This window comes from Arenibacter catalasegens (assembly GCF_002909235.1).
Taxonomy (GTDB): Bacteria; Bacteroidota; Bacteroidia; order Flavobacteriales; family Flavobacteriaceae; genus Arenibacter; species Arenibacter catalasegens.
Genome location: NZ_PHQQ01000022.1, coordinates 50,394 through 73,417, shown reverse-complemented (window position 1 = coordinate 73,417; position 23,024 = coordinate 50,394). Strand labels below are relative to the sequence as shown.

The 23,024-nt window shown below is 36.9% G+C and carries 20 protein-coding genes; 11 read left to right on the top strand and 9 right to left on the bottom strand.

The window, feature by feature from the left end:
• Positions 1-244 precede the first annotated feature (244 nt).
• From CWD90_RS16275 to mobC, 9 genes are all read right to left on the bottom strand, one after another.
• On the bottom strand, positions 245-3,250 hold the full coding sequence (locus CWD90_RS16275) for a type I restriction endonuclease subunit R (protein WP_103477138.1): 3,006 nt from the start codon (positions 3,248-3,250) through the stop codon (positions 245-247).
• Complete coding sequence (locus CWD90_RS16270) at positions 3,247-4,440, bottom strand: restriction endonuclease subunit S (RefSeq protein ID WP_103477137.1); 1,194 nt, start codon at positions 4,438-4,440, stop codon at positions 3,247-3,249. The genes CWD90_RS16275 and CWD90_RS16270 overlap by 4 nt, the downstream gene beginning before the upstream one ends.
• Before the next feature lie 8 nt (positions 4,441-4,448).
• Positions 4,449-6,425: an AAA family ATPase gene (locus tag CWD90_RS16265; protein WP_103477136.1), complete on the bottom strand. Its 1,977-nt coding sequence runs from the start codon at positions 6,423-6,425 to the stop codon at positions 4,449-4,451.
• Positions 6,426-6,427: 2 nt separating this feature from the next.
• Positions 6,428-8,017, bottom strand: coding sequence for a type I restriction-modification system subunit M (locus CWD90_RS16260; protein WP_103477135.1), 1,590 nt, complete (start codon positions 8,015-8,017; stop codon positions 6,428-6,430).
• Positions 8,018-8,230: 213 nt separating this feature from the next.
• Positions 8,231-8,617: a hypothetical protein gene (locus CWD90_RS16255; protein ID WP_103477134.1), complete on the bottom strand. Its 387-nt coding sequence runs from the start codon at positions 8,615-8,617 to the stop codon at positions 8,231-8,233.
• Positions 8,617-8,910, bottom strand: coding sequence for an HU family DNA-binding protein (locus tag CWD90_RS16250; RefSeq protein ID WP_103477133.1), 294 nt, complete (start codon positions 8,908-8,910; stop codon positions 8,617-8,619). Before CWD90_RS16250 ends, CWD90_RS16255 begins: the two co-directional genes overlap by 1 nt.
• Positions 8,911-9,369: 459 nt before the next feature.
• On the bottom strand, positions 9,370-10,455 hold the full coding sequence (locus CWD90_RS16245) for a Fic family protein (RefSeq protein WP_103477132.1): 1,086 nt from the start codon (positions 10,453-10,455) through the stop codon (positions 9,370-9,372).
• Positions 10,456-10,634: 179 nt separating this feature from the next.
• The gene (locus CWD90_RS16240; protein WP_103477131.1) at positions 10,635-12,929 is read right to left on the bottom strand and encodes a relaxase/mobilization nuclease domain-containing protein; all 2,295 of its coding nucleotides are present in this window, start codon (positions 12,927-12,929) and stop codon (positions 10,635-10,637) included.
• Position 12,930: 1 nt separating this feature from the next.
• Positions 12,931-13,314 (bottom strand): plasmid mobilization relaxosome protein MobC, encoded by a 384-nt coding sequence (gene mobC, locus CWD90_RS16235; RefSeq protein WP_103477130.1) that lies wholly within the window; start codon positions 13,312-13,314, stop codon positions 12,931-12,933.
• A gap of 850 nt (positions 13,315-14,164) precedes the next feature.
• Between mobC and CWD90_RS16225 the strand changes: the two genes are divergently transcribed.
• From CWD90_RS16225 to CWD90_RS16175, 11 genes are read left to right on the top strand one after another with little or no spacing between them, the layout of a single operon-like run.
• On the top strand, positions 14,165-14,848 hold the full coding sequence (locus CWD90_RS16225; RefSeq protein WP_103477128.1) for a ParA family protein: 684 nt from the start codon (positions 14,165-14,167) through the stop codon (positions 14,846-14,848).
• Between the two features lie 11 nt (positions 14,849-14,859).
• The gene (locus CWD90_RS16220; protein WP_103477127.1) at positions 14,860-15,306 is read left to right on the top strand and encodes a hypothetical protein; all 447 of its coding nucleotides are present in this window, start codon (positions 14,860-14,862) and stop codon (positions 15,304-15,306) included.
• Between the two features lie 9 nt (positions 15,307-15,315).
• Positions 15,316-15,666, top strand: a complete 351-nt coding sequence (locus tag CWD90_RS16215) for a hypothetical protein (protein WP_157941258.1) — start codon at positions 15,316-15,318, stop codon at positions 15,664-15,666.
• Positions 15,599-15,958, top strand: coding sequence for a TrbC/VirB2 family protein (locus CWD90_RS16210; RefSeq protein ID WP_192878037.1), 360 nt, complete (start codon positions 15,599-15,601; stop codon positions 15,956-15,958). Before CWD90_RS16215 ends, CWD90_RS16210 begins: the two co-directional genes overlap by 68 nt.
• 12 nt (positions 15,959-15,970) lie before the next feature.
• Entirely contained in the window at positions 15,971-16,294 is a 324-nt protein-coding gene (locus tag CWD90_RS16205; protein ID WP_103477125.1) for a DUF4133 domain-containing protein, read from the top strand.
• Positions 16,279-18,813, top strand: a complete 2,535-nt coding sequence (locus CWD90_RS16200; RefSeq protein ID WP_103477124.1) for a TraG family conjugative transposon ATPase — start codon at positions 16,279-16,281, stop codon at positions 18,811-18,813. The genes CWD90_RS16205 and CWD90_RS16200 overlap by 16 nt, the downstream gene beginning before the upstream one ends.
• An 11-nt stretch (positions 18,814-18,824) precedes the next feature.
• A complete protein-coding gene (locus CWD90_RS16195) occupies positions 18,825-19,442 on the top strand; it encodes a hypothetical protein (RefSeq protein WP_103477123.1) in 618 nt (205 codons plus the stop codon).
• 7 nt (positions 19,443-19,449) lie between these two features.
• Complete coding sequence (locus tag CWD90_RS16190; protein ID WP_103477122.1) at positions 19,450-20,361, top strand: hypothetical protein; 912 nt, start codon at positions 19,450-19,452, stop codon at positions 20,359-20,361.
• Positions 20,362-20,407: 46 nt separating this feature from the next.
• A complete protein-coding gene (locus tag CWD90_RS16185) occupies positions 20,408-21,025 on the top strand; it encodes a hypothetical protein (RefSeq protein WP_103477121.1) in 618 nt (205 codons plus the stop codon).
• A 10-nt stretch (positions 21,026-21,035) separates the two neighbouring features.
• Positions 21,036-22,046 carry a conjugative transposon protein TraM gene (gene traM, locus CWD90_RS16180; protein WP_103477120.1) on the top strand — a complete coding sequence of 337 codons (1,011 nt, stop codon included), beginning with the start codon at positions 21,036-21,038 and terminating at the stop codon, positions 22,044-22,046.
• A gap of 2 nt (positions 22,047-22,048) precedes the next feature.
• Positions 22,049-23,023: a DUF4138 domain-containing protein gene (locus tag CWD90_RS16175; RefSeq protein WP_103477119.1), complete on the top strand. Its 975-nt coding sequence runs from the start codon at positions 22,049-22,051 to the stop codon at positions 23,021-23,023.
• The last annotated feature ends 1 nt before the right edge of the window (position 23,024 follow it).

Sequence of the window (23,024 nt, the reverse complement as noted above, 5' to 3'; positions counted from 1 at the left end):
ATAAAATTATTTAACTTAAAGATATTGCTAATTATAAAAATGATCTTTCTATGTTTTCAAACATAGTGCTATTAGGATAAACTAATTATCCACCCAATATAAGGCTGTAAAAGTCCTTAATCGTTTCTGCCCCCATTGGTCTGATTCTCGTTGAATGTCACTTAGTTGGTTCTCTAAAAAGATCATTGCCACAACTTGGTCTACCTTCTTCGTATGAATAAATATGCAAATTGTTTTCTTGCTCTTACCCTCCCATCATTGGCCAATCCTTATACTGACCCTCTGCCTGTTCCACTACCTCTTTTAAAAGATTATCCAATTCGGAGAAAGGGATCTTGCCACGCAATTCCTTTTTTACTGCCAGGCGTATCGCTGCCCGGGCATCTTCTTTCTTTGTCCAATCCAATTGAAGGTTCTTTTTAACTGATGTAACGACGGAATGCACTAAATCTTGAATAGGGCCCTTTACGTTCAATAATTTTTCATTGGCAGATAATAGGTCATAAAACGCCAATTCGTCCTCTGTAAGCCCTAATTGTTTTGTTCTTACATCATCTTGCTGAAATTCCTGGGCAATGTCCAACAAGTGCTTAATTGCTGCTATGGAATCCATACTGTTCTTATGGTACTTGCCCAATACCTTTTCCAACTCATCCCTAAGATTTGTCATTTTGCGAATGTTTTTTACCATCCGTACTTTTAATTCATCATTGATAATCCTCCGTAGCAATTCTATTTTTATGTTCTCTCCTCCCTTTTCCTTAACAATCGCCTGAAAACGATCATCGATTATGGAAATATCAATTTTATCCAGATTGTACATTTTGGCCAAGTCAACAATTTCTTGGGAGGCTAGGCTCTTGCTAATTAAATCTTTTATTCGGTCGTTCTTTTCTCGTTGGGCACCAGGTGGGGATTTTATCTTTCGGATCAATACCCTAAACTTTTGGATAATGGCCACTTCTTCCTGGATCTCCCATACTTTGGGATCGGAATTGGTCATTGCTATTAATTCGGTTAGTTTGCGTTCCTCTTTAAGAAAAGCATCGGTGATGGCATCCGACTGTAATAGGCTATTCAATGTCTTATTTGTCCATTGCATCAATTCAGTTTCAGGCATTGCTTCTATTTGTGCCTGGTCAAACTCTCCTACTAAGCCTTTTGTAACAACAAATTGTTCCAAACAGACTGCTACCGCTGCATCTAAATCTATTGTAGGCTTGCCTGCTCCCCCGCTACCGGTATATTTTTTGGTGGCTTCTGCCAAATAGCCGGAAATACCAATAAAATCTACCACTAAGCCATTAGGCTTGTCTTGAAAGACACGGTTTACCCTTGCTATGGCCTGCATTAGGTTATGGCCTTTCATTATTTTATCTACGTACATGGTATGCGCACAGGGGGCATCAAAACCCGTAAGCCACATATCCCTAACGATAACCATTTTTAACGGGTCTTCTGGAGTACGGAAACGCTTTTTAATAGCTTCCATATTGTCTTTGGTACGTACATGGGGATTCCAGGATTCGGGATCCTTTCCGATGTTCGTGGTCATGATAACGGCTATTTCCGGACAATTGTCCAGTTTAATAAGAGCATCGTACATTTTTACGCAATTACGGCGGCTCATACAGACTATCATAGCTTTGCCGTCCAATGTCTCTATACGGGCATTAAAGTGCGTTAAAATATCCTTGGCTACACGTTGCACCCTATCTTCTGCGCCAGCGGCATCTTCAACAGCTGCCCATACCGAATTGGAAGCGTCTTCCTCACCTTCGGCTACTTCTTCCAATTCCTGGGTGTATTTCGCCTTAATATTGAGCGGTACCATTTTGGGTTCGTAATAAATGGGTACTGTAGCACCATCCTCTACAGCCTGTTTGATATCATAAGTATGTATAGTTTTTCCAAAAACTTGCTCGGTATCAGCATCTTTACCATTGACCGGGGTTCCGGTAAAACCTATAAATGATGCATTGGGGACTGCTTTTCGGATGTTTTGAGCGAAACCGCCATCCTTAAATCCGTATTGGGTGCGATGGGCTTCATCGGCCATAACAATCAGGTTATAACGCTCTGAAAGTACAGGGTGTGTTTTTTCTTTACCGTCTACTAGTTCTTTTAACCGGAACTTTTCTATGGTGGTAAAAATAACACCCCCACCATCTGTACTTAGTAAACTTCTTAATTCGTCTGTAGTATTCGCATGTTGTACATCACCAACCAAATCTTTGCATAGTACAAAATTCTCATAAAGCTGTTGGTCCAGATCATTACGGTCTACTTGTATGACAATGGTAGGATTCTTTAATTCTGGTAATTGACGTAATATCCCTGTTAGAATAGCCATAGAAATACTCTTACCCGAACCTTGGGTATGCCAAATTATGCCCAGCCTACCATCACCTTTGGGTTTTATATTTTCCAAGGTGGAGGATACTGCTTTGGTAATGCCCCAATACTGGTGGTATTTTGCTCCTTTTTTTATAATCTTACCATTATGGTCTTCATGGAAAATAAAGTTTTGGATATAGTTCAACAGTGTTTCTTTTGGAAACAATCCTTTTATTAAGGTTTCTAACTGTAGATCATCATTTTGCTTTGTTTCCTCCCCATCCAGGCTTTTCCATGGAGCAAACCATTTTATAGACGAACTATACATGCCATGCAAAGCTTCTAAACCGTCCGAAACTACAGTAATGGCGTTATAGTCGAATAATTGCGGGATGTCTTTTTTGTAATGCTGTATTTGGCCAAATGCATTAGCTACACCTACATTGTGATCAAACAAATTTTTGAACTCAAACACCACCAAGGGCAAGCCATTAATAAAAATAAGGACATCTGTACGGCGTGTATTTTTTCCTATAATGGTGACTTCATCCGCACATGTAAAACTGTTGTTGGCTGCATTTTTAAAATCTATAGGGTAAATGTGTTTGGCATTTTCTTTGCCGTGGGCATCCTTCCAACTTACAGAAATACCTTGGGTACATTTACGGTGAAAATCCTGATTACGATTATCCGTATCCATCCCTTGGTGTTGGGTAAAGCTTGCCAAAGCTTCGTTAATGGCAGTAGCAGGCACGTCGTTATATATACGATCCAAGAAATTACGAAGCTCGTCTTCCAAAACCACCTTTTTAAGGTTCCGATTTAGGCTATTACCAATTTTATGGGTGTAACCTAGCTCTTGGAGCCACGTGATGGCAGCATTTTGCACGGCAGCTTCGGAAAAGTTCGTCATAATACGTTGGCTAGGGTTTCTTGAAATTCTTTTAAACGCACTTCTCCGCTAATAAGTTTGGGTAGTAAGGTATCCCGGAGTTGGGTAAGAGTTTGGTTTTCTTCAATGTTTGATTGCATCATATTAAACCAAAGAGTTGCGGTTTGATCATATTCTAATACTACATTATTTGGAGGTATTATAACATTGATTTTATTTAGTAATTGAGTGGTTAAACTGGGAATAGCGGACCCTACATCCATAGAGGCAAGATCCAGAGTTTTTAAAAAATGAAATGCATATTTTCCAAACCCCTTCAATTTAATTTTTGAATAAAAAAGTGTGTCAACTGTCCAAAAGGGCTTGTTTAAATAATATAGATTATTCAATGTGCCTTTTCTAGGGATTAGAATAGATTCTTGATCGTATAATAATTGATTTACATAGCGCATTATACCTCCAGTGCCATAGACAGGGATTGTGCCTTCTTCCAACTTTTTATGGTCTTTGCCGTACTTTATTTCCAGAATTACATCTAACCTTTTCACCTCCCATCCCTTTGGAATCATCCCTAATTCTGAGTCCACAAACTCGCCATTGGCAAATGGACCAAAATCTACAAACCAATGCTTATATAGTGCCATTGCCATGTCCGCTAGGGTTTTGTTCATGGCCAGGTTGTTCTCTATTTTATCGTCTAAAGCAGAGAGGATAGAGGCGATGGCTTTTTGTTCTGGAAGGGGTGGGAATTTGAATGATAAATTACCTATTTCTGCCAAGTTTATGTTCGGTTGAGCAGATTGTCCGCCTTGAGAATTGACAAATTCTACCGTTCTTGGATTTCTAAGAGTATATTCAACAAATTTGACATCTACAAAATCAACGGAAATTCTAATTATCCCTACTGCTTGATTTGTGTTTGCGGGACAGTGTGATTTCTTAATCATTCCAACCATCCCTAAATATGCACCAGCCATAGAAAATAATATGTCATTTTCCTTCAATTGTGATCGCTTGAGTCTATCATGAGCTTCTTGAGAAATATAAGAAAAAGATCCATCATCTATTGAACCACTATAATTTAAACTTTGGGCTCGTATATAATTAATACCGGAAACTAAAAATTCAAATCCATAGGTCGATGGAGTGGTTCCCTTTGTTATGACGCTTGTTAATTCCGAAAGCTTATATGATTTCCAATTGTGTGTCATTATAAATATTAATTTTTGACCTTTTTAATTCTTAACTTTCTTTTTGGCTTATTTTCCAAATTCGGTTTTAGCAATAGTTTTAATTCTGATAACCAAGGAATAACTTCATTTGTACTTAAGTTATTATATTTAACTGATAACCTAGTCTTTAATGGTCTTAAAACTTCTTGTAATTCTTGTACAATTTTTATTTTTTCCTTTCCATTTTTTGACGTAATTAAAAATGAAAAGTCACCTCCGAATTTACTTATTTTAAAATCCTTTTCATAGCTGAAATTTGACAATGTTTGGTTTAGTTCTTCTTCTTCAATTGCTAATTCATTTAAGGCTTTCCACATTATATCAGAATCCATTACATCCTCAATAGCTATTCCTTCACCATGCTTGTTTTGTGTGTAATCAATCAATTTCACTTGACCTTCTTGGAAGATGTATCTTTTGAAATGCAAAATAGATGAGCTACCTGAAAGTGAAGACTTATATTCAGTGTCATTATCAGATAAAAATATTATCTTATTTTTAGTGTAATTTTTCTCATCTTTATTTCTAAGTGGTACTGATAGAAAATCTACAAGACTAATTAGCCTGTCAATACCACCTATTGATAAGAAGGTTACTTTCTCTAAATCAAAATATGATTTTAAATAATTTTTATCTGAATGTCCTTCAACAATTATCCAATCTTTGGAACCGTTTCTTAAGGACGCTAAAATGGAAGAAGCTAAATCGTAGATGCTTTTAAAAAAAATATCATCTACCTTATGTGCATCATGATTATCATAAAGGTTATGTGATGAAAAAGTACTAACCTGTGGTATATTTTTTTCATCCTCCAATGTATGCGTGATTGTTGCATTATTTGTTACTGGTAATGCTCCATACCAATGTGTTGTTATTAAAGTTTGAATGTTTTTTTCTGAAATTTTTTCTAGTTTTTCAAATTGCTCAAAACTATTTGTTACATCCAAGGAGGCTTCAGGCTCATCAATCGCTAATATTATATTAGATTCATTTTCCCCACTGGAATTTTCTATTATCAAAGAATATATTATGTCAACAAGGGCTTTTTTTCTTTGACCAGAGCTCATTGCTGTAATTTTAGTGTCATTTCGTTTAAGCGATCTGTTCCTAAAATATTCCTCAATTACTTTACCTCTTAAATCTTTGGATGTAACACTTTTCTTAACATTTGGATCTGTTTTAAAGGAATATTCTTTGTCAATTTTTTGAATTGTATTTTCTACCGAGGATACAAATCCTTTTAAATTTTCATTAATGACCTGGATAATTTTTTTCGCTGTTCCATCTACGGTGACCTGCTTATCAAATACATCGTCAATCTTTTTTTTTATGTCTTGACCAATTAGAAATTGTAAACTGTTATTTTCTAACCTGAGATAATCATTGATATCAGTTTCAACTGGTATGAAAATATAATTAAATGTAGTTTTTAGTGCATTTGAAAAACTATTTATTCTTTTATTCTCATATTTTTCGGTTAGTTGCTTCTGAAGATCTTCAAATGGCCCAAATTTTAAATTTCCATCTATGTTTATACCATCAACTAATAAATAAGAATTATCTCTACTTATTCTAGTATCAAAATTGTCCCTAATATCTTGAAAACTTCTCTGTTGTAAACTATTACTAGGAGCACTTAAATCCCAAAGAAAATCACTCATAAAGGATATAATATCCTCTAATTCTAATTTAGTACCATTGAAATTAATGAATAACTCATCTAAAAAAGTCTTTTTCACACAGATAACTGGGGCTATATAAGCATCTCCACGATTTGAATCTTGAGATAAATGAAAATATTTTTTATTAAAATACACATCTAACATCTCCAAAATGGATGTTTTTCCTGATCCATTTTTCCCTATTATTAAATTTAAATTAGAATAATTATGTTTAGTGATAAATGGAATAAAATGCAAATTTTTATAACATTTATAATGCCTTAAGAACAATCCTATAATCATGTTTAAAGTTTATCAAAATTTGCCTGAATCTGTTTTTTTAATTCCTCCCCGGTTTTAAACTGCTCTAAAAGTTGCATTTTTAAATCCTCCATTTTTTCTTCAAAAGGGATGCCGTCATCTTCTTCAGCCTCAGTGCCCACATATATCCCAGGAGTAAGCTTGTAATCTTGTTTTTGCACTTCTTCCAATGTGGCCGCTTTACAAAATCCGTCTACATCTTCATAGGATTTTCCTGTTGTTCTCCAATTATGGTAGGTGTCCGCAATTTGGCTTACATCTTCATCAGAAAACACACGCAACTTTCGGCTGGCCATAGTGCCCATTTTGGCAGCATCCAAAAACAGTATTTCATTAGTACGCTCCCTATGCTCACCATCTTTACCATCACGGTTTTTGCTTAGTATAAATAGGCATGCTGGGATTCCTGTGGTTAAGAACAACTTATCTGGCATACGCACAATGCAGTCTATCATACTATTTTCCACCATGTGTTGGCGTACATTTTTCTCACCTTTGCTATTGGAGGTCATAGCTCCATTGGCCATAACAATACCGGCAGTACCTGTATCGGATAAATGATGCCAAAAGGTTTGCATCCACATATAATTAGCGGAGCCATCGGTGGTAAATTCTTCTTTAGGGCCAAAAAGGCGTGGATCTCCATCGGGTAAATCTTCTGGGTGCCAGTTACTCACATTAAACGGAGGATTGGCAATAATAAAGTCGGCCTTTAACTCTGGAAATTTATCATCCAATAAGGAGTTGCCCAATTTTATGTCAAAAGATAAATCACGTAGCAACAAATTCATTAAACACAATCGCAGCGTTTGTGCCGTCATTTCTTGGCCATAGATAGAAATATCTGTTTTATCGCCACCATGCTCTTTAATGAACTTTAAACTCTGTACAAACATACCCCCACTACCACATGCCGGATCAAAAATTCTTCCCTTATACGGTTCCAATAACTCAACTAGAAGCCTAACGATACTACCGGGTGTAAAGAATTGCCCTGCACCAGATCCTTCTGCCATAGCAAAACGCCCAATATAATATTCATAGATACGCCCCAGTATATCACTTTCAGGGTTCTCTTTTTCCGAAAATTTGGGATGGGATAATAGATTGATAATCCCTCCTATTTGTTTAGGGGACAATTCGCTGCGGACAAAGATTCGTGGCAACAAGTTATTTAATTGTGGATTATATGCCGTTAAAAGCTCCTGTATGACGTCAAAAGAATCGTCTACGATCACTTTTATATCATCTTGTTCTGCATTGTCTTTTAGGTGATGCCAAGACGCCGTTTTTGGAATTTTAAACGTATTACGTGAACGGTATTCGTCCTGATCCTCCAATACGTAATTGATTTCTTCCTTGTCGGTGGTGTAGTAATCGGATTTAGGATCCATTAACTCCTGGTTAAGCTCCTCATGAACCATCTCGTAACGCTCACTTAGGTGTTTTAGGAAGACTAGGGGAAGAATATAGTTTTTGTAATTATTCTCGGATACGGCCCCTCTTAATTCGTTTGCGGCATCCCAAAGTTCCTTTTCAAAATCTATATCTGCCTTTACTGTATTTTTTGCCATGTAAAAATTAAATATTCTTGGTTATGGATTAAAAATTTAAAGATATAAGAAATAATAATTGTATAATTTAACATTGTTCTTCTGATACTTGCTTGATAGTTTAAAATGCGTTAGGATATAAACATGTTAGCCAATTTGAAGTTGTAATGGTATTTGATGCTTGGCGTCGTGCAATAAAGTCTATTTGGCTCTTAGTACCTATGGTAAAATAATCTAAAAATATGCAAAAAGAGTTTTAATAATAGACATATATGCTAAGAACATAAATGTGAATTTTACGTAATAAAAACGATATAAAACAGCGCTTCTCCATTCCGGGGATTGTACATCTTCGGTCTGTGAAGTTCCTGCTTTTTCCATTCTTTTATAAAACTTAATCCAAATTATACCTCCAATCAAGTATTGGAGAAAATCCAGTATCATTGAGACAGTTATAAATACTAAAGGCAGTAATAACTGGGAATCGGATAATTTCAATTCCGGAAATGTAGTTTTTACAATCCATATTATTCCAATTCCCGCAAAATTTAGCTGTCGAGCTATTTCACTGGCTTTTGCGGTATAATCATGAGATTTTGTTTTATATCCTTCTAATTTCATTATTTTGATTTCATTGGTCCTGTATCGTCAGTATCTCTCAAATCTGCCCCCGCCTTAAATTTCACAACATTTTTTGCTGCAATTTGGATTTTCTTTCCGGTTGATGGATTCCTGCCTTCCCTTGCATTTGTTTTGGAAACTGACCACGAGCCGAAACCTATCAACGAAACCCGGTCGCCTTTTTTGAGTGCAGCCTCAATATTTCCCAAGAAGGATTCCAGTGCTTTTTTTGCTTCAGCCTTTGATATGCCGGCATCAGCTGCCATGGCATCGATTAATTCTGATTTAGTCATTTTAGGTATAATAAATCCTATTAATTATGTAACTTTTTTTGCTGGCGTAAAGAGGGGGGAGTACTACAACCAAGGATGTGCTATTAACTTTCTAAGATAGTAAATATTAGTTTTGGTATTTGCTTAATCGGTAAAGTTCAGTAATATCCGTTGAATTGCTTTTTTTAGAAGTCCAATTATCTCCATGTAACTTGAAAAACAAAAAGGCATAAATTTAATCAAGTTACTTAGCAAGCATTTATGAAAACATAGCTAATGACCTCCTCCCAATTTAACTAGCTGTCGAAAGTAGAGAATCCGGGCTATTTTCCTTTGTGTCTATGAACCCATTCGGTGTCAGATCTCCCAATGCCGAGTGTGGATGTTTCCTTGTAGTCTACAAATCTTCAAAAAATAATGTTTCATTAAAGCAATTAAATTTTACCTATACTTTTCTTTTCTATAATCGATAATGGTCACTTATAATGCTTCTAAAACAGCCATTAACCTATGGTTGAGATATAATTTTTCTTTACCTACTTTTTCAGATATTAAAAACCCAGCTTCTTCCAATGCTATTAGATAATTACCAACAGTTTTGGGTGTTCCTAATTTGGCCTCGATCAAAAATTGTCTTTTAGTATATGGCAATCTAAATAATATTTCAACAAGCTCTTTAGTATATACTTTTGGCAAGGTTTCTTTAATTTCAGTGGTCATTATTTGCATTAAGTCGGTTACGTCCTTTAAACGCTGTAATCCCTTTTTAGCGGTATATTCCACCATATCGAGCATATATAATATCCACGATTCCCATGCATTATTTTCGGTAACCTCACGTAGTTTGTTATAATAGTCTGCTTTATTTTTTATAATATACTCACTTAAATAAATGGCAGGTGTATCCAGCAATTTTTCAAGTTTTAAGTAGAGTAACAATAAAATACGTCCTGTTCTCCCATTACCATCATTAAAGGGGTGAATTGCTTCAAATTGATAATGCATTAAAGCCATTTTGATTAATGGATCTATTGCATCTTCACCATTAATAAAGGTTTCTAGATTTGCCAATTTCTCTCTTATCACATTTTCACCTGTAGGTGGTGTATATATAGTTTCACCTTTCGCATTCTTTAAAGCAGTTCCTGGTGTTGTTCTAATGCCAGCAGTATTCTTTTTAATACTTTGAACAATTTCAATGCACAAATTTGTACTTATGAAAGGGCGTTTTTCTATATCGCGCAGGCCATTCCAAAGAGCCTCTTTATAGCTTATCACCTCTTTTGTTGCAGGGTTATCAAACTTTTTGTCCGCCACTATAGATTTGTACAGATCATCATTTGTAGTAATAATGTTCTCTATTTCGGAACTCGCCTTTGCTTCTTGTAGATGTATGGTGTCTAAAAACAGCGTTGGGTTAGGTAAATTGGTTAACATACCGTTTAGTTGTGCCAGTGCCCTACTGGCATCTATGGTCTTTCGCAAGACTTTAGTAGTTTCCAATGCCGTCCTTGGTGGTAATAGTGGTAAACTATTATAGGGTATATTTCTATTAAATTCTGCCATTTTGAATGAGGGTAATAATTACTTGCGTTTTATTAACGAGGGTAAATATAATAAAAAATTACCTTTGTTTGGATCATAGGGGTAAAACCTACTCTTGTTCACTACCATAATTAATCTATTCTAATATATTTAATTTCCTATGCTATGATTTCAATGTTTTCCGGAACAGAATCGACTAATCACGAGAGGTAAATTCCTTTACGTTTCGAATAATCTGTCATCTCGTCCTTAAACCCATTAAATACTTCTTCGTCCTTATAACCTCCAAATCCCAAAAGGGTACTGAAGGCAAAGGCACTCCTTCGCAAAATGGTTGCCTGTTGTGAATTCAACTTTTGTTTGGATACTTGAAGTAACCCTTCCCGCAACCCCTTTTCTAAATGGTACTCCATAACGTCCTTATCCAAATTTGGACGTAATTTATCGTAGATCATTATAAAAGCAGCTTTAGCATACAATTCTTTTTCTATCAAATAAGAAAGCCATAAATTTTTGAGCTGTCCCCTACCCTCATCCATTATATTGGATAATGTTTTGGATTGCTCGTTCAACACTTGATCCAAATTCTTGATCGATTTAAGATATGCCTGGGTTTTTGATGCTAACGGAATACTGACCCTTTGTTTTGAGTATATGGAGCTGATGCAAATATCATCCTCTATTTGCTCAAAAGAAAATCCCTTGGCGTTGAACAGTTTTATATAATCGATTGCGGATTTTTCGTATGACAAATGGAGCCGTTCCGTTTTATGGAGATATGCCTTCAAGCAATGTTCCTCAAACCACTTTCCATAATCCAGAGTCATTGAACTGTATAATTGGGGCAGTAAAATGGGAAGGAAAAAAGCGGTGGCGCTTAAATCAAGAGCCTTACACCCTTTTTCTTCCATTAACACTTCCAATACCTTTTCATTTTGATTGATACAACCAAAGGATATGTAGGCTTCATTCTCATTTGGAACATGATAATTGTCCAGGAACATCTTAACGGAATGGACATTGGAGTTGCTATAGGATATGGTGCCATTACTATATTTAAGGCCCAAACTCTGTAGCAAATGAAATAAGGTACTTTTGCTCCCAGCAATATCGAATACATTGGCTTCCAATGCCTTTTTTAAAATCGAAACCCTGTTTTCCAGTGTTTTGAGTTCTTTTTTCGATTCCTTTATACCCAACATCATTCGCATGCTCTCAAATTCCTTTTGTACCGAAATCAATAAGGTACTACCATTATTTTCGGGCATATAATGGTTTAGAAATGAATATCGTTCCGAACTCGCTAAAAAGGGCAGCACCTCCTTAAAACTTTTGAGCGATACAAATTCCGATAACAATATATCACGTTTATTGGCATCGAAATAGGCTTTGTAAAAAGCGTTCTTTATAAGTTTTTGTATTTCAAGAACAAATTGGTTGCTATCCACATCTATGCTGGTTTCCCCATACTCGGAATTGTTTAACTGTGGATGCTTTACGACATCTATTTCTGAACCTATTTCCGAAGTACTACATATAAATCCTGATTTATCATAGATGATAATGTCCCTTAGTTGCATTTTCTTTCCATAAAGCAATTCACAATCCAGATTCTGATAGGATTTTAATACATCCGGCAGGTCTTCAAAGTGAATACTCTTGAACAGTTTAAATGTGGTCATTATTTGCTTTTCCAAACGCTTTTTAACTATAGGTAATAGCTTGGAGCGCATGTTCCGTTCAAAAACCTTTTGCAGTTTTGGTCCGCTTAATTGAGGATGTACGGTAGAGCCGTTGATAAATCTTGAACTGTAGCCGTCTTCTACTTCGATGCCAAACGATACGCCATTCCTACCATTGTGGTCCACCGTCCTTACTTGGATGTGGTGCGGTCTTAGTATTTTGGACAGTTCTTTGAAGCTTCGCACCTTGTACTTCTGGAGCATGTTGTTTGTGATATCCTGTATATAGAACCTGACCCCGTTAATGTCCTCGTTCTTGAATTGCGGGATCCGATATACCGGTAGCTCCCTGTCCTTTCGTGTTTCAGGCGACGGGGAGAGCCCAAACTGTTTTTCAAGGTATTTCTGTGTTGCTACGTTCCTTTTGAAATCATTGGAAAGGTTTATTTGCAGACAATCTTCCCTTATGGTGGTCGAGACAATATGGACATGCTCGTGCTTGGTATCGTGGTGGCGTACCACCATATAGGGCTGTTCTCCATATCCCATATGTTCCATGTACGCTTTGGACAGTTCAAAAAAGTCCTTGTCTTCCAATTGTTCGCCTCGGGGAAGATTGATAGTTGCATGTACATATCGTCTTTCAGAATCGTGCCGATTGCCGAGATAGTAAAGGACCCTACCTAAAAATGCTGTGTTGGTATCGGTATCCGAATAGGTGTTCTGGAAGCCGAGTATGGTGCTATCCGCCTTGCCCAATACATAATTCATTATCCCCTGCACATTATTCCGATATAGTATCCTTGCTATCATTTTAACTTCCGTTGTTGATCGTTTCTATAAGTTCGAGCATCAGTTCGCTGGCTTTTTCCATCTCGCGTTCTAGGCTTGCGTTGGTGCTTCGCATATTCTTGTAGTTGGCCACCTTTACCAGTTGGTTGATATTGGATCCTATTTTGTTCAATTGGTAATTGAGGTTCGATATTTCATCTGGAACCCGTTTCTCTTTTATCGTTTCCCTGCTTAGGATAAGCTTTCTCAAAAATGGTCCCACCGATCCCCTTTTAGCAAAGTCAAGATTATAGGACTGCAGGATGGTCTTTACTTTTTCAAGTTCCGTGCCATTGAACCTAAGCGTTATGGCATGCTCCCGCTTCCTATCCCCCAAACGTTTTCTCCCGCCCTTGTTGATTGCCATTTTATCCTTCTATATTATCTGTTTTCACTTCGTCAGAAGTAGCCGTTTTAAGATGCTTAAAACATAACTTGCTATCCGTCTACACGGATAAATATAGTAGAATAAAATTGATTATAACAATCTAATAATCAGTATTTTACACATTAAATACATATCAGGACATATGACTATAAATGGGTACAGGCATTAGAATTATATGGTCTTATTTGGTACATTGGAAATGATGGGAATCATCGAAATTCTACTATTTTTTGTGGGTTGGGGGAAGAAAGGTCAAGCGACTTTTTTTGGTGCTTGTACTTTTGCGCGGTACCGAGGGTGTCGAGGAAAACGGGAACGGAAAGACTTCACAAGTGGACCGGCGAAGCGTGTCCGCATGGGGAGGATTGTAGTGAAAGGGTTGCTCGACTTCCGTAGGTATTTGGTTTATACAAAAACCACTATTTTATTCAAACCTGGCCATTCAAAAATATAATATTGGAATAAACCAGATTAACATAATCAATGGAAAACTACAATCCTATCCAGGCGTACAAAATGGTAATAATATTCTCTACATGGTTGGTAAAAAATACAAAACTTACTCAACAAAAAACCAATGCATAAAACCACATGGAACCTCCCGCTGTACCCATCTGTTTTTATATGGTTTTATATGTTCTTACATTAAAATATTTACTGTAAAAATCTGATTATTAAATAATTATATACATATATTTAAACTTAAATATAGGTACATATTCAAATATATTTATATGTACATATGTCCCTATAAATATATATTCATATTCCAAAATATGATTATAACTGCTAAATAATATATGTATATATCAAAATTAATATCTATATCATGGAAACAAAAATTATAAGTATCGTGGGTGAAAAAGGTGGTATCGGAAAAACAACCTTAAACCTTATCCTTGCCTCCAATCTTCATTATGCAAAAGGAAAAAAGGTAGTGCTCTTGGATGGGGACAATCCACAGTATTCCATCTATAAAAAAAGACAGCGTGAACTTAGTTTTTTGGATGCTTCGGAAATTGAGGAATTGGAGCCTTACACTATAGAACGGGTAACAGTAGGATCCATCCAAGACACAATTATGAAATATTACGGTCTTATAGATTATATTATTCTGGACCTTCCAGGGAGTCTTAATGTAGAAATGGTCAAAGGCCTTTTATATGTGGAACATATTTTCATCCCATTTAGCCACGACGAATTGGAGATAGACAGCACCTCTAATTTCTATTTTACCTTAAAGAACAACTTTCTGGACAATGAGGAGCGTGTACTCAAAAGTGTTAACTTATTTTTCAACAAATATAAATTGGTAAGAAAAAACAAGTTTTCACTGCTCCGCCAACAGTTCGAAAAAGCCGGCATCCCTATAATGCAAAGTGTGGTCAAAGACAGAACCATTTACAAGGAACAGTATAGGAATACCCTCTACCCCATTCCCGAAAACAAGGAAGAAGGCGATATGGATATCAAAAAATTCTTCGAAGAATTAGAACAGTTATCAAATTTATAAACTAGATTTCAATGGCAAAACAGAAAAAAATCACCACACTTGATCTGCTCGAGCAAATGGCAAATAAAAACCAAGAGACAACAAGCGCGCTAGAACAGCTAAAACTGGATCGTTTGGGTGTAAAACAACAAACGCCTTCCCTAAACGTTAGAAAGGAAGATGCCATCAACAAGTTGGAGAAAAATGGGAAACCAGAGCAAGAGAGTCCTTCTGAAAACAATCCTAGTATAGGAAAAAAGCTGGATGTGTTATTGCAAACCGATAAATTGAAAAATAAAAAAGAAACTTTTTTTATGACCATCAACAGCGATTGTGCTATGAAATATGAAAAACTGGCAATGGGTATCTCCTATAAAATGGGCGTCAAGACCTCAAGGAACGATTTGATTCGAAAGGTTTTGCTGGATTTTACGAATAGAAATTATGAAAAATTAATTGCGCTCATTGAGCAAAAATAAAACTGAAATTTGAGCAGTTACTGGTACATATTGTTTGGTCTTGCCCTTGTTTGGTACGGGTATATCATGTGGGTGCTATTATCCAAAAAAAGTATAAAAACAAAAAAACATTCGAAAAAATTAGATTATTTGCGTTTAAATGATAAATTTGTATATAAATCAGATAATGATAAGACCGATTTAAACGCTGTACTCGACCAGATAACCGAAGTGGAAGACACTTCTAAACTTTTGGAAGCTTTTAGAGAGGGTTCATTTGAAGATGATTCAAATTCCATAACTCGCAAAAAGCATGAAAAACTCAAAGTCATCCGCAACAAGGATACAGCCGATGAAATACCGCCGGAATCCGAAAATTGAAACATTTCTTCTATTTTTAATTCTGATATCCATAACCGTGTGCTCCTATGGTCAATTCGATCAACTGCTTCAGGAAGCACAAGATTTCAAGAACGATTCGAAAAACCTTTCCAGGGAAATTGTAGATATTATTAAGGTTATTGCAGGTGTGGCCATTGCCATAACAGGTTTGACCTATCTCTATATTCGGGATCAGCAGACGGACCTGGCCAATAAATTGGGCAAGATTATTATTGGTATCGCCATATTTTTTGCCTTGATCGCCATAGGTGAGGAAATAGCTAACATCTAAATTTCCCGTAATATGGAAAATTGCCACATTCCTATAAAGAAAGGGCTGCAAAAAGATGTCTATTACAAAGGTCTCAATGCGAAATACATTTTTTACTGCGTTTACCTTGGTACGGCTGCCATTATAACAGGTCTTGTCCTATCCGCTTTTATTTCTATGTTGTTGGCCTTGCTAATAACTGGTATAGCAATTGTCGTCGTATTCATGATCCTGTTGTTTTACTCTAGGACCTATGGCGCCAATGGCTTTGTTAAAAAACTTGCCGATGCTTCCAAACCTGATTCCATCAAAGTAGCCAATGACTATAAAAATCTATTGTTATGGGAAAACAGGTAGCTCTTTGGGATGCATTCCCTATATACGGATACGAACGGCAGGCCTTAATATCAAAAGAAAGGGGGTGTTTAACGATTCCATTACAACTTATTCTTCCAGAGGTATTCACATTGGATGCCAAAGAATATGAGACCCTTCAAGAACTTTTCTTAAACATCATAAATATTTTAGGGCCAAATAGACTCTTACATAGGCAAGATTTCTTCCTCCAAGAAAACTATACACCCATCTCAGAAAGACTGCAGGGCGATATGATGGAAAGGGCGAACGAAAAACATTTTCAAGGTCGCCCCTATTTAGTTGGAACGCACTATTTATATATAAGTATTGTCCCTGAAAACTATATCAAATACAGTTCCAAACGGGCGAACTCCTTTTTAGAGAAAAACAGGGATTTTTATTTGACCCAAACCGTTCCCGATGAATTTATCAATAGTAGTGTTCTAGCAGATTTTGAATCTCAGGTACAGAACGTGAACAATCTGATCAATTCCTCCGGACTCATAAAATCGCAGATTCTTGAATACGACGACCTGTTTTCCCAAAATGGACTTTATGCCAAATACTTTGGTCTTAAGGAAAATAGCACAAATTTGGTGGATGTAGATTTTGACAGCAACACCATACATGTGGGAAACAAACAGGGACAATTTTTTACCCTGGAAAACTTGGACCAGTTTAATAAAGACCATATCGGCACCTACGAATTGTATGGAAAATTCACTACCCGACAAAACCGATTTCCTATAGGCAATCTTTTTTCTTTAGGCTTCAAAGTTCCTCATGAACACATCATTAACCAATACATTTATATTCCAAATCAAGAAAAAGTCCTCTCAGGCTTAAGAAAAAAAGCCAAGAGCTTTCAACGGTTCGGTAATGGTAATAAAGATGACAGCAACGCCATCTATGCGGACCAAATTTATGATTATACCAAAGAAATTTTGGAAAATCATAAGGAATCTGTTTTTTACCATCTCAATGTTTTTGGGTTTGAAGAAATAGGGAATCAGCACAGGCAAATGGAAAACTCTATTACAGGCGCTTTCAAAAAACTAAAGATAAATGCCAAACACAACACCATTGACCGAAAGAACCTATTCTTTGCAGGAGTAGCTGGTAACGCAATCGGAATATCTTCAGACATGTACCTGCCCATGCCCAGTGATATGGCCACTGCCCTACTCTATTTTGAAGGCGGTTATAAAGATGCAACCAGGGCTGTTGATGGATTGCGGTTGGTTGACCGTGTTTCTGGCCAACCGCTTTCAGTATCTGTGTACAGGGAACCAGAAAAAAAAGATTGGATCTTCAATCGGGGCATGTTGGTCGCCTCAGGATCGGGTGGTGGCAAGTCTTATTTGGCCAATCATTATTTTGCCTCCGAGCTAAGACAGGGCGCTGAGGCCATAATTATGGAAGATGGCAACTCATACGATAGACTTACTAAGGTATTTGGCGGGGTAACGTTGCAGCACGATGATGAAAAGCCGTTTACCTTCAACCCCTTTTTATTGGACAAATATGATTCTCTTCAAAGCGACGTCAAGGGCAAAACTTTAGTTGAAGGAAAGCTGATTTACCTTGTAACCCTTCTAAAATTGATTATTGGTCAGGATGGAAATATAGGCGGATCAGAAATCACAAATACCGTTTTGGAATTTTTGATTACCGACTATTACGAATGGATGTGGAAAAATGGAGACAAAAATTTTAAGTTCGATACATTTTTTGAATACTGTAAAATTCACATTGTAACCTATATTAAAACTAAAAAAGTCCCAAAGGAAAAGTTCGATTCCGATGTATTCATGTTCCTTTTGGAGAAATACTATGCCAATGGTACTAGGGGAAGCTTACTGAACAAATTGGACGATCGGATTTCCAGCCTAAGTGATGAAAAGATTATTTATTTCAAATTGGGCAAATTGATTGATAACGAACTGCTATTTCCTATTACCGCCTTGATGATTATGGAAATATTCAACAAGAAGATGCACGACCCTTCAAGATTATCCATTAATAAAATACTGGCCGTCGACGAAGCCTGGAAGGCTCTAGTAAGACCGGAACTTGTACACTACTTTAACAGCCAGTCTAGAATGGCCAGAAAGTTGGGCGGCCAGCCAATCTTCATTTCCCAAAAAGTAGATGATTTTATATCCTCTGAAATCATCAAAAATGCTATTGTGGTCAATTCGCATATAAAAGTGTTTTTAGATATGCGCGACTTTGCCCAATCCTTCGATAAAATACAGTCCCTAATGGGATTGGGTGAAAAACAGAAACAACTCATTCTTTCTCTCAACAAAGACCTACCAAAAGACAAGAAATTCCGTGAGGTTGCATTTTGTTGGATGGACAAGGTAAAGGTGTATGGCGTGGAAACGTCTTTGGAAGAAAAGTGTATTTATGAAACCAACCCCACCGAAAGTGCCAAGATCAAACAACTATACAATAAAAATCATAAAAATTGGGAGTTGACGGCTAAGGCATATGCCTTTGACAATACTCCATAAAACTAAAAAAAATGAAACTAACTCCGGTAATTCTGAGCCTATTGCTGCACCTGGCGCTTTTTTCCCAGATTCCAGTTACAGATGTTGCTACAAACGCTAGCGTTGGGGTGGTCAACAGCCAGCTAATGAATATCAACATAGAGCTAAAAGCTGTAAATAAAAACTTGTCTCAGTTGATTAATCTAATGGAGAAAAACAATAATGAAACTTCCAAATCCAGAGAAATTCTGAAAGAAGAGCTAGAAGCTAAGAAACAGGCACCCAAATATGTGACCGGATCGACAGATGTGAGCTTGGCCATAGAACTAAAAACTAAGATTCTCGAAGCATATAGAACTTCCAAACAGACCGTCCAAGAATTGGAATATTTAGAGCGAAAGGAAATCGATGAATTTATTGGTTATGCCACCAATGCTCTTTTGGAGACTAAAAATCTATTTCAACAATGCAATGAAATTATAAATACCAAAGCCATCATTTTGCCTGAAGAACGGCTAAAGAAGGTCGATGCCATTAACGTTAAACTGGAAACCATTTTGGACAACCTAATTGTTTACAATCATAAACTATCACAAATCAATTCCCTCCGAGAATCTCGCCGCACACTGATCAATATGAATAAAAACTAATCATGGTATGAACATCACTGACAAAGGAATACGGGAATCGGTCAATGAACTTTTTGATCAATATATTTTAGATGCCTACGAAGTGGTTGACCCGATGATAGAAATCGGTCAGGTTTTCGCATGTATAGGTATTTCAATAGTTGCCATTCTAGTGTTTCTCAATAAGGATAAGCGAGCTGATATTTTCGAACATCTCAAATGGGTTCCATTGGCCTTTGTCCTTTTTAATTATCGCGCCCTGACAAGGACCATTCTTGAATTCTACCAAGGTATTGGAATGTCCTTAAAGGCAAATGATATTTCATGGGACATTCTCCACATTAAAATTCTAGTAGCTCAGACAACAGCTATGGTGGATTTTGGTGTATCCTGGGTGCTTCTACAAGGGGATCCGGAGGCTATACAAGTACTTATTCTCGGGGCTATCACTTCCGGGGTTACTGCCATTGCATCGGTCATTTCCGCAGTCGTATTTGTGGGGATAAAAGCGATGTCCGTAATGTACTTGTTCGTGTTAATAATATTTGGGCCATTAAATATAGGGTTGTCCTTCATACCAGTATTTTCCGGTATGTGGAAGGCATGGCTACAAAAATTCATGAGTGTCTGCCTCTGGATACCCATGCTTCACCTTATCGATAACTTTATGCTGCACGTATTGGATAAGCTGATAGACTCATTACTGTCCGAAGGAGATGCGAATTTAGGTTTAGTGCTCACCTGCGGTTTGTTGATGTTGATGAACGTTTTTGTTTATCTAAAGGCCCCTATATTATCCAACTTCATCGTGCAGGGAATGAACGTCAGTGCCAGCCATTTGAAAGATCAGACAAAACACTATGTGAAAAAAGTAGCACAAACGACAGTTGATGCCAACACGGGAGGAGCTACAAAGGGAGTAAGAACCCTAATACAATAAGCAGTTTAACGATAAAAATTGACTTTAAACGATATCAAAAAAACAGATGGACGGTAATTATAAGATTTTCAACGATTTAAGCAAGATTGGTAGTAGGAGTAACAAAGTGCTATATGTATCTTTAATTCTCACGTTCGTAACCACTATCCTCAATATCTTTTATACCTACAAGACGAACGAGAGCGCCAAAAACAATTTCTATCTGCTCGATAACGGCCAGAAGCTGGCTGCCGTCAGGATAAAGGACTATAAGCGGGCAATAGATATTTTATGTGAAGGCCATATTGCCAATTTCCATGAATTGTTTTTTGCGTTGGAACCCGATTTACGCCATATCAAGAGAAATATCGAAGATAAGGCGCTGTATATGGCCGATCATTCGGTACAAAGGCTGTACAATCGTTTGATCGATCAAAACTATTACGAGGATATCGCCAAAAGTGGCTATTCGATAGAAATAGAAAAGGATTCAATTTTCGTGGATTACTCCGAATATCCATTTCCATTTCGATTCGTTGGAAAACAAAGGATTTTAAAGAGTGGCAATGTGGAATATCGGAATATGATAACCAAAGGGTACTTGGTCGAGACCAGCTCAACTCCAAATAATTTGAACGGACTAAAGATTATAAAGTTTGACGTTTTGAACAACCAAGATTTGTAATAACCAACCCATGAACCACAAAATTGACAAATTCAACCTTTGGATAAAACGGCATAGACTGTTCGCTTTTTTTGCACCAATTATAGTCCTTCTGGCCGTATTCTTTGTAATGACCAGTATCAGTTCCATGGCGAAAGGCAAGCAAAATAGTAAAACCGATGATGCGTACAATAATACTTTGCCAGACCATAACAAACAACTCGATGCTACGAAACCTAACGATATTTACAAAAAGTTACAACAAGATTCACTAGATCAATTGAGGTCAAAAGGACTCTTCAAGAGCATTTTAGAAACCAAGAAAGAGAATGATTCGTTAGAACGTATTTTAGAGGAACTCAATAACTTTTCTTTGGATGAAAAGGAAAACATTAGCAATAGGAGTGTCAAGGACACTTCATATCCCGAAACAATTATTCCCGAGTACACTTCCAAAACCACGGATGCACAAAAAAAACTGGAATACAGAAATCTATTGATGCAAGCAAGGGATCAAAGGCTTGCCCGTAGTCAGGATTATTCCGCTCCATATACAGAACCATCCACCGACTCAAAGACAAATGCAATAGCATTCGATGCAGCAATTTACCGTGACCAGTTTATTTTACCGGGTAACCGTGTTACCCTGATCTTAAAGGATGATATCTATTTCAAGGGTAGGCGATTCTCTAGGAATACATTTGTTTACGCAACAGCCAACGTGAAGGGATCAAGGGTTTTATTGGAGATAACCAATATTGACAATTTAGAAATGGAATTGACCGCTATTGATCAGGAAGATGGCATGGTCGGACTGCACAATGAGCGAGCAGGTCAGTTATTGCAGGAATTCACAGCCGATATTCAACAACAAAGTGTAAACGAATTATCGGAGGCTGTCGGCGAAACAGTAGAAATTCCATTGGCACAAAACCTGGTACGCTCCTTTGGCAATTTTTTCCAAAAGAAAAAATACAAACAGAAAGACAAGATACTTCTGGTAAATGGAGACCGTGTAATTCTAAAACCAAAAAAAATATAGTGATGATGAAGGCAATATTGCTCATATCGGTCCTATTTTCAGGGTATGCGTTGGTTGGCCAAGCCTCTAGCGATACCTTGCAAATATCTAAGGACTTCAAGACCATTCTTATTTTTCCCGAAAACATTTCGGAAAGTAGTATCGGCAACGATTTCGGTTTTATTGTGGACTTACCAAAACCGGAAGGCGGTAAATTTAGTGGCCGAATAATAAAACTCTATTACGATGAACTCGCCATCGAAAAAGAAAATGTAACCAACTATTTGGTCATTACGGATACTGGAAACGTTTACGATTTTGTACTAGAACTAGTTACGGTTCCGGAAAAAACGACATGGTACATCACTCAAGAAATGGCCGTTGCCAACATAGAGGGTAAACCAATTGAAAAAAGGAATGAAAATGGGCGGCTGATAGACACCTCTGAGAAGCTTAGCAATGAAATTCAGAAAATGGACACTACTTCCCATATTAAAAACCCCTCCAAAATAGTTGCTGATAATTCTAAAGATAGTGCTACTAAAGAATTGTACCTATCCGACCCCTTGGAATACTATCGCCTTCGATGTTATTATATGCAATTCGACAAGCCTAAAATCAGTCGGTATTTTTCTAGATTGGACAATGTTTTCCTATGGCTAAAAGGTGTCTACTATAACGAGGACGAGCTTTATTTTCAATATAGGATAGAAAACAAGGAAGGCCTTGATATGGATATCAATTTTATAAAGCATCAAATTGCAACCAACTATAAAAATAGTAGTAGTAACCAAAAAATGGAGCTCAAACCGGTTTTTGTCTACAAACAACCTAAAACCATAGCAGGAAAAAGCGAGAACCATTTTGTTGTGGTATTTAAAAAGTTTGCCTTGGATGAGAAAAAAGAGGTCCTAGTGGAATTGGACGAGGAGTCCGGCAACCGCAATCTTTCATTGCGAATAGGCCATGAAATTATCAATAATCCCATAAACTTTTAAA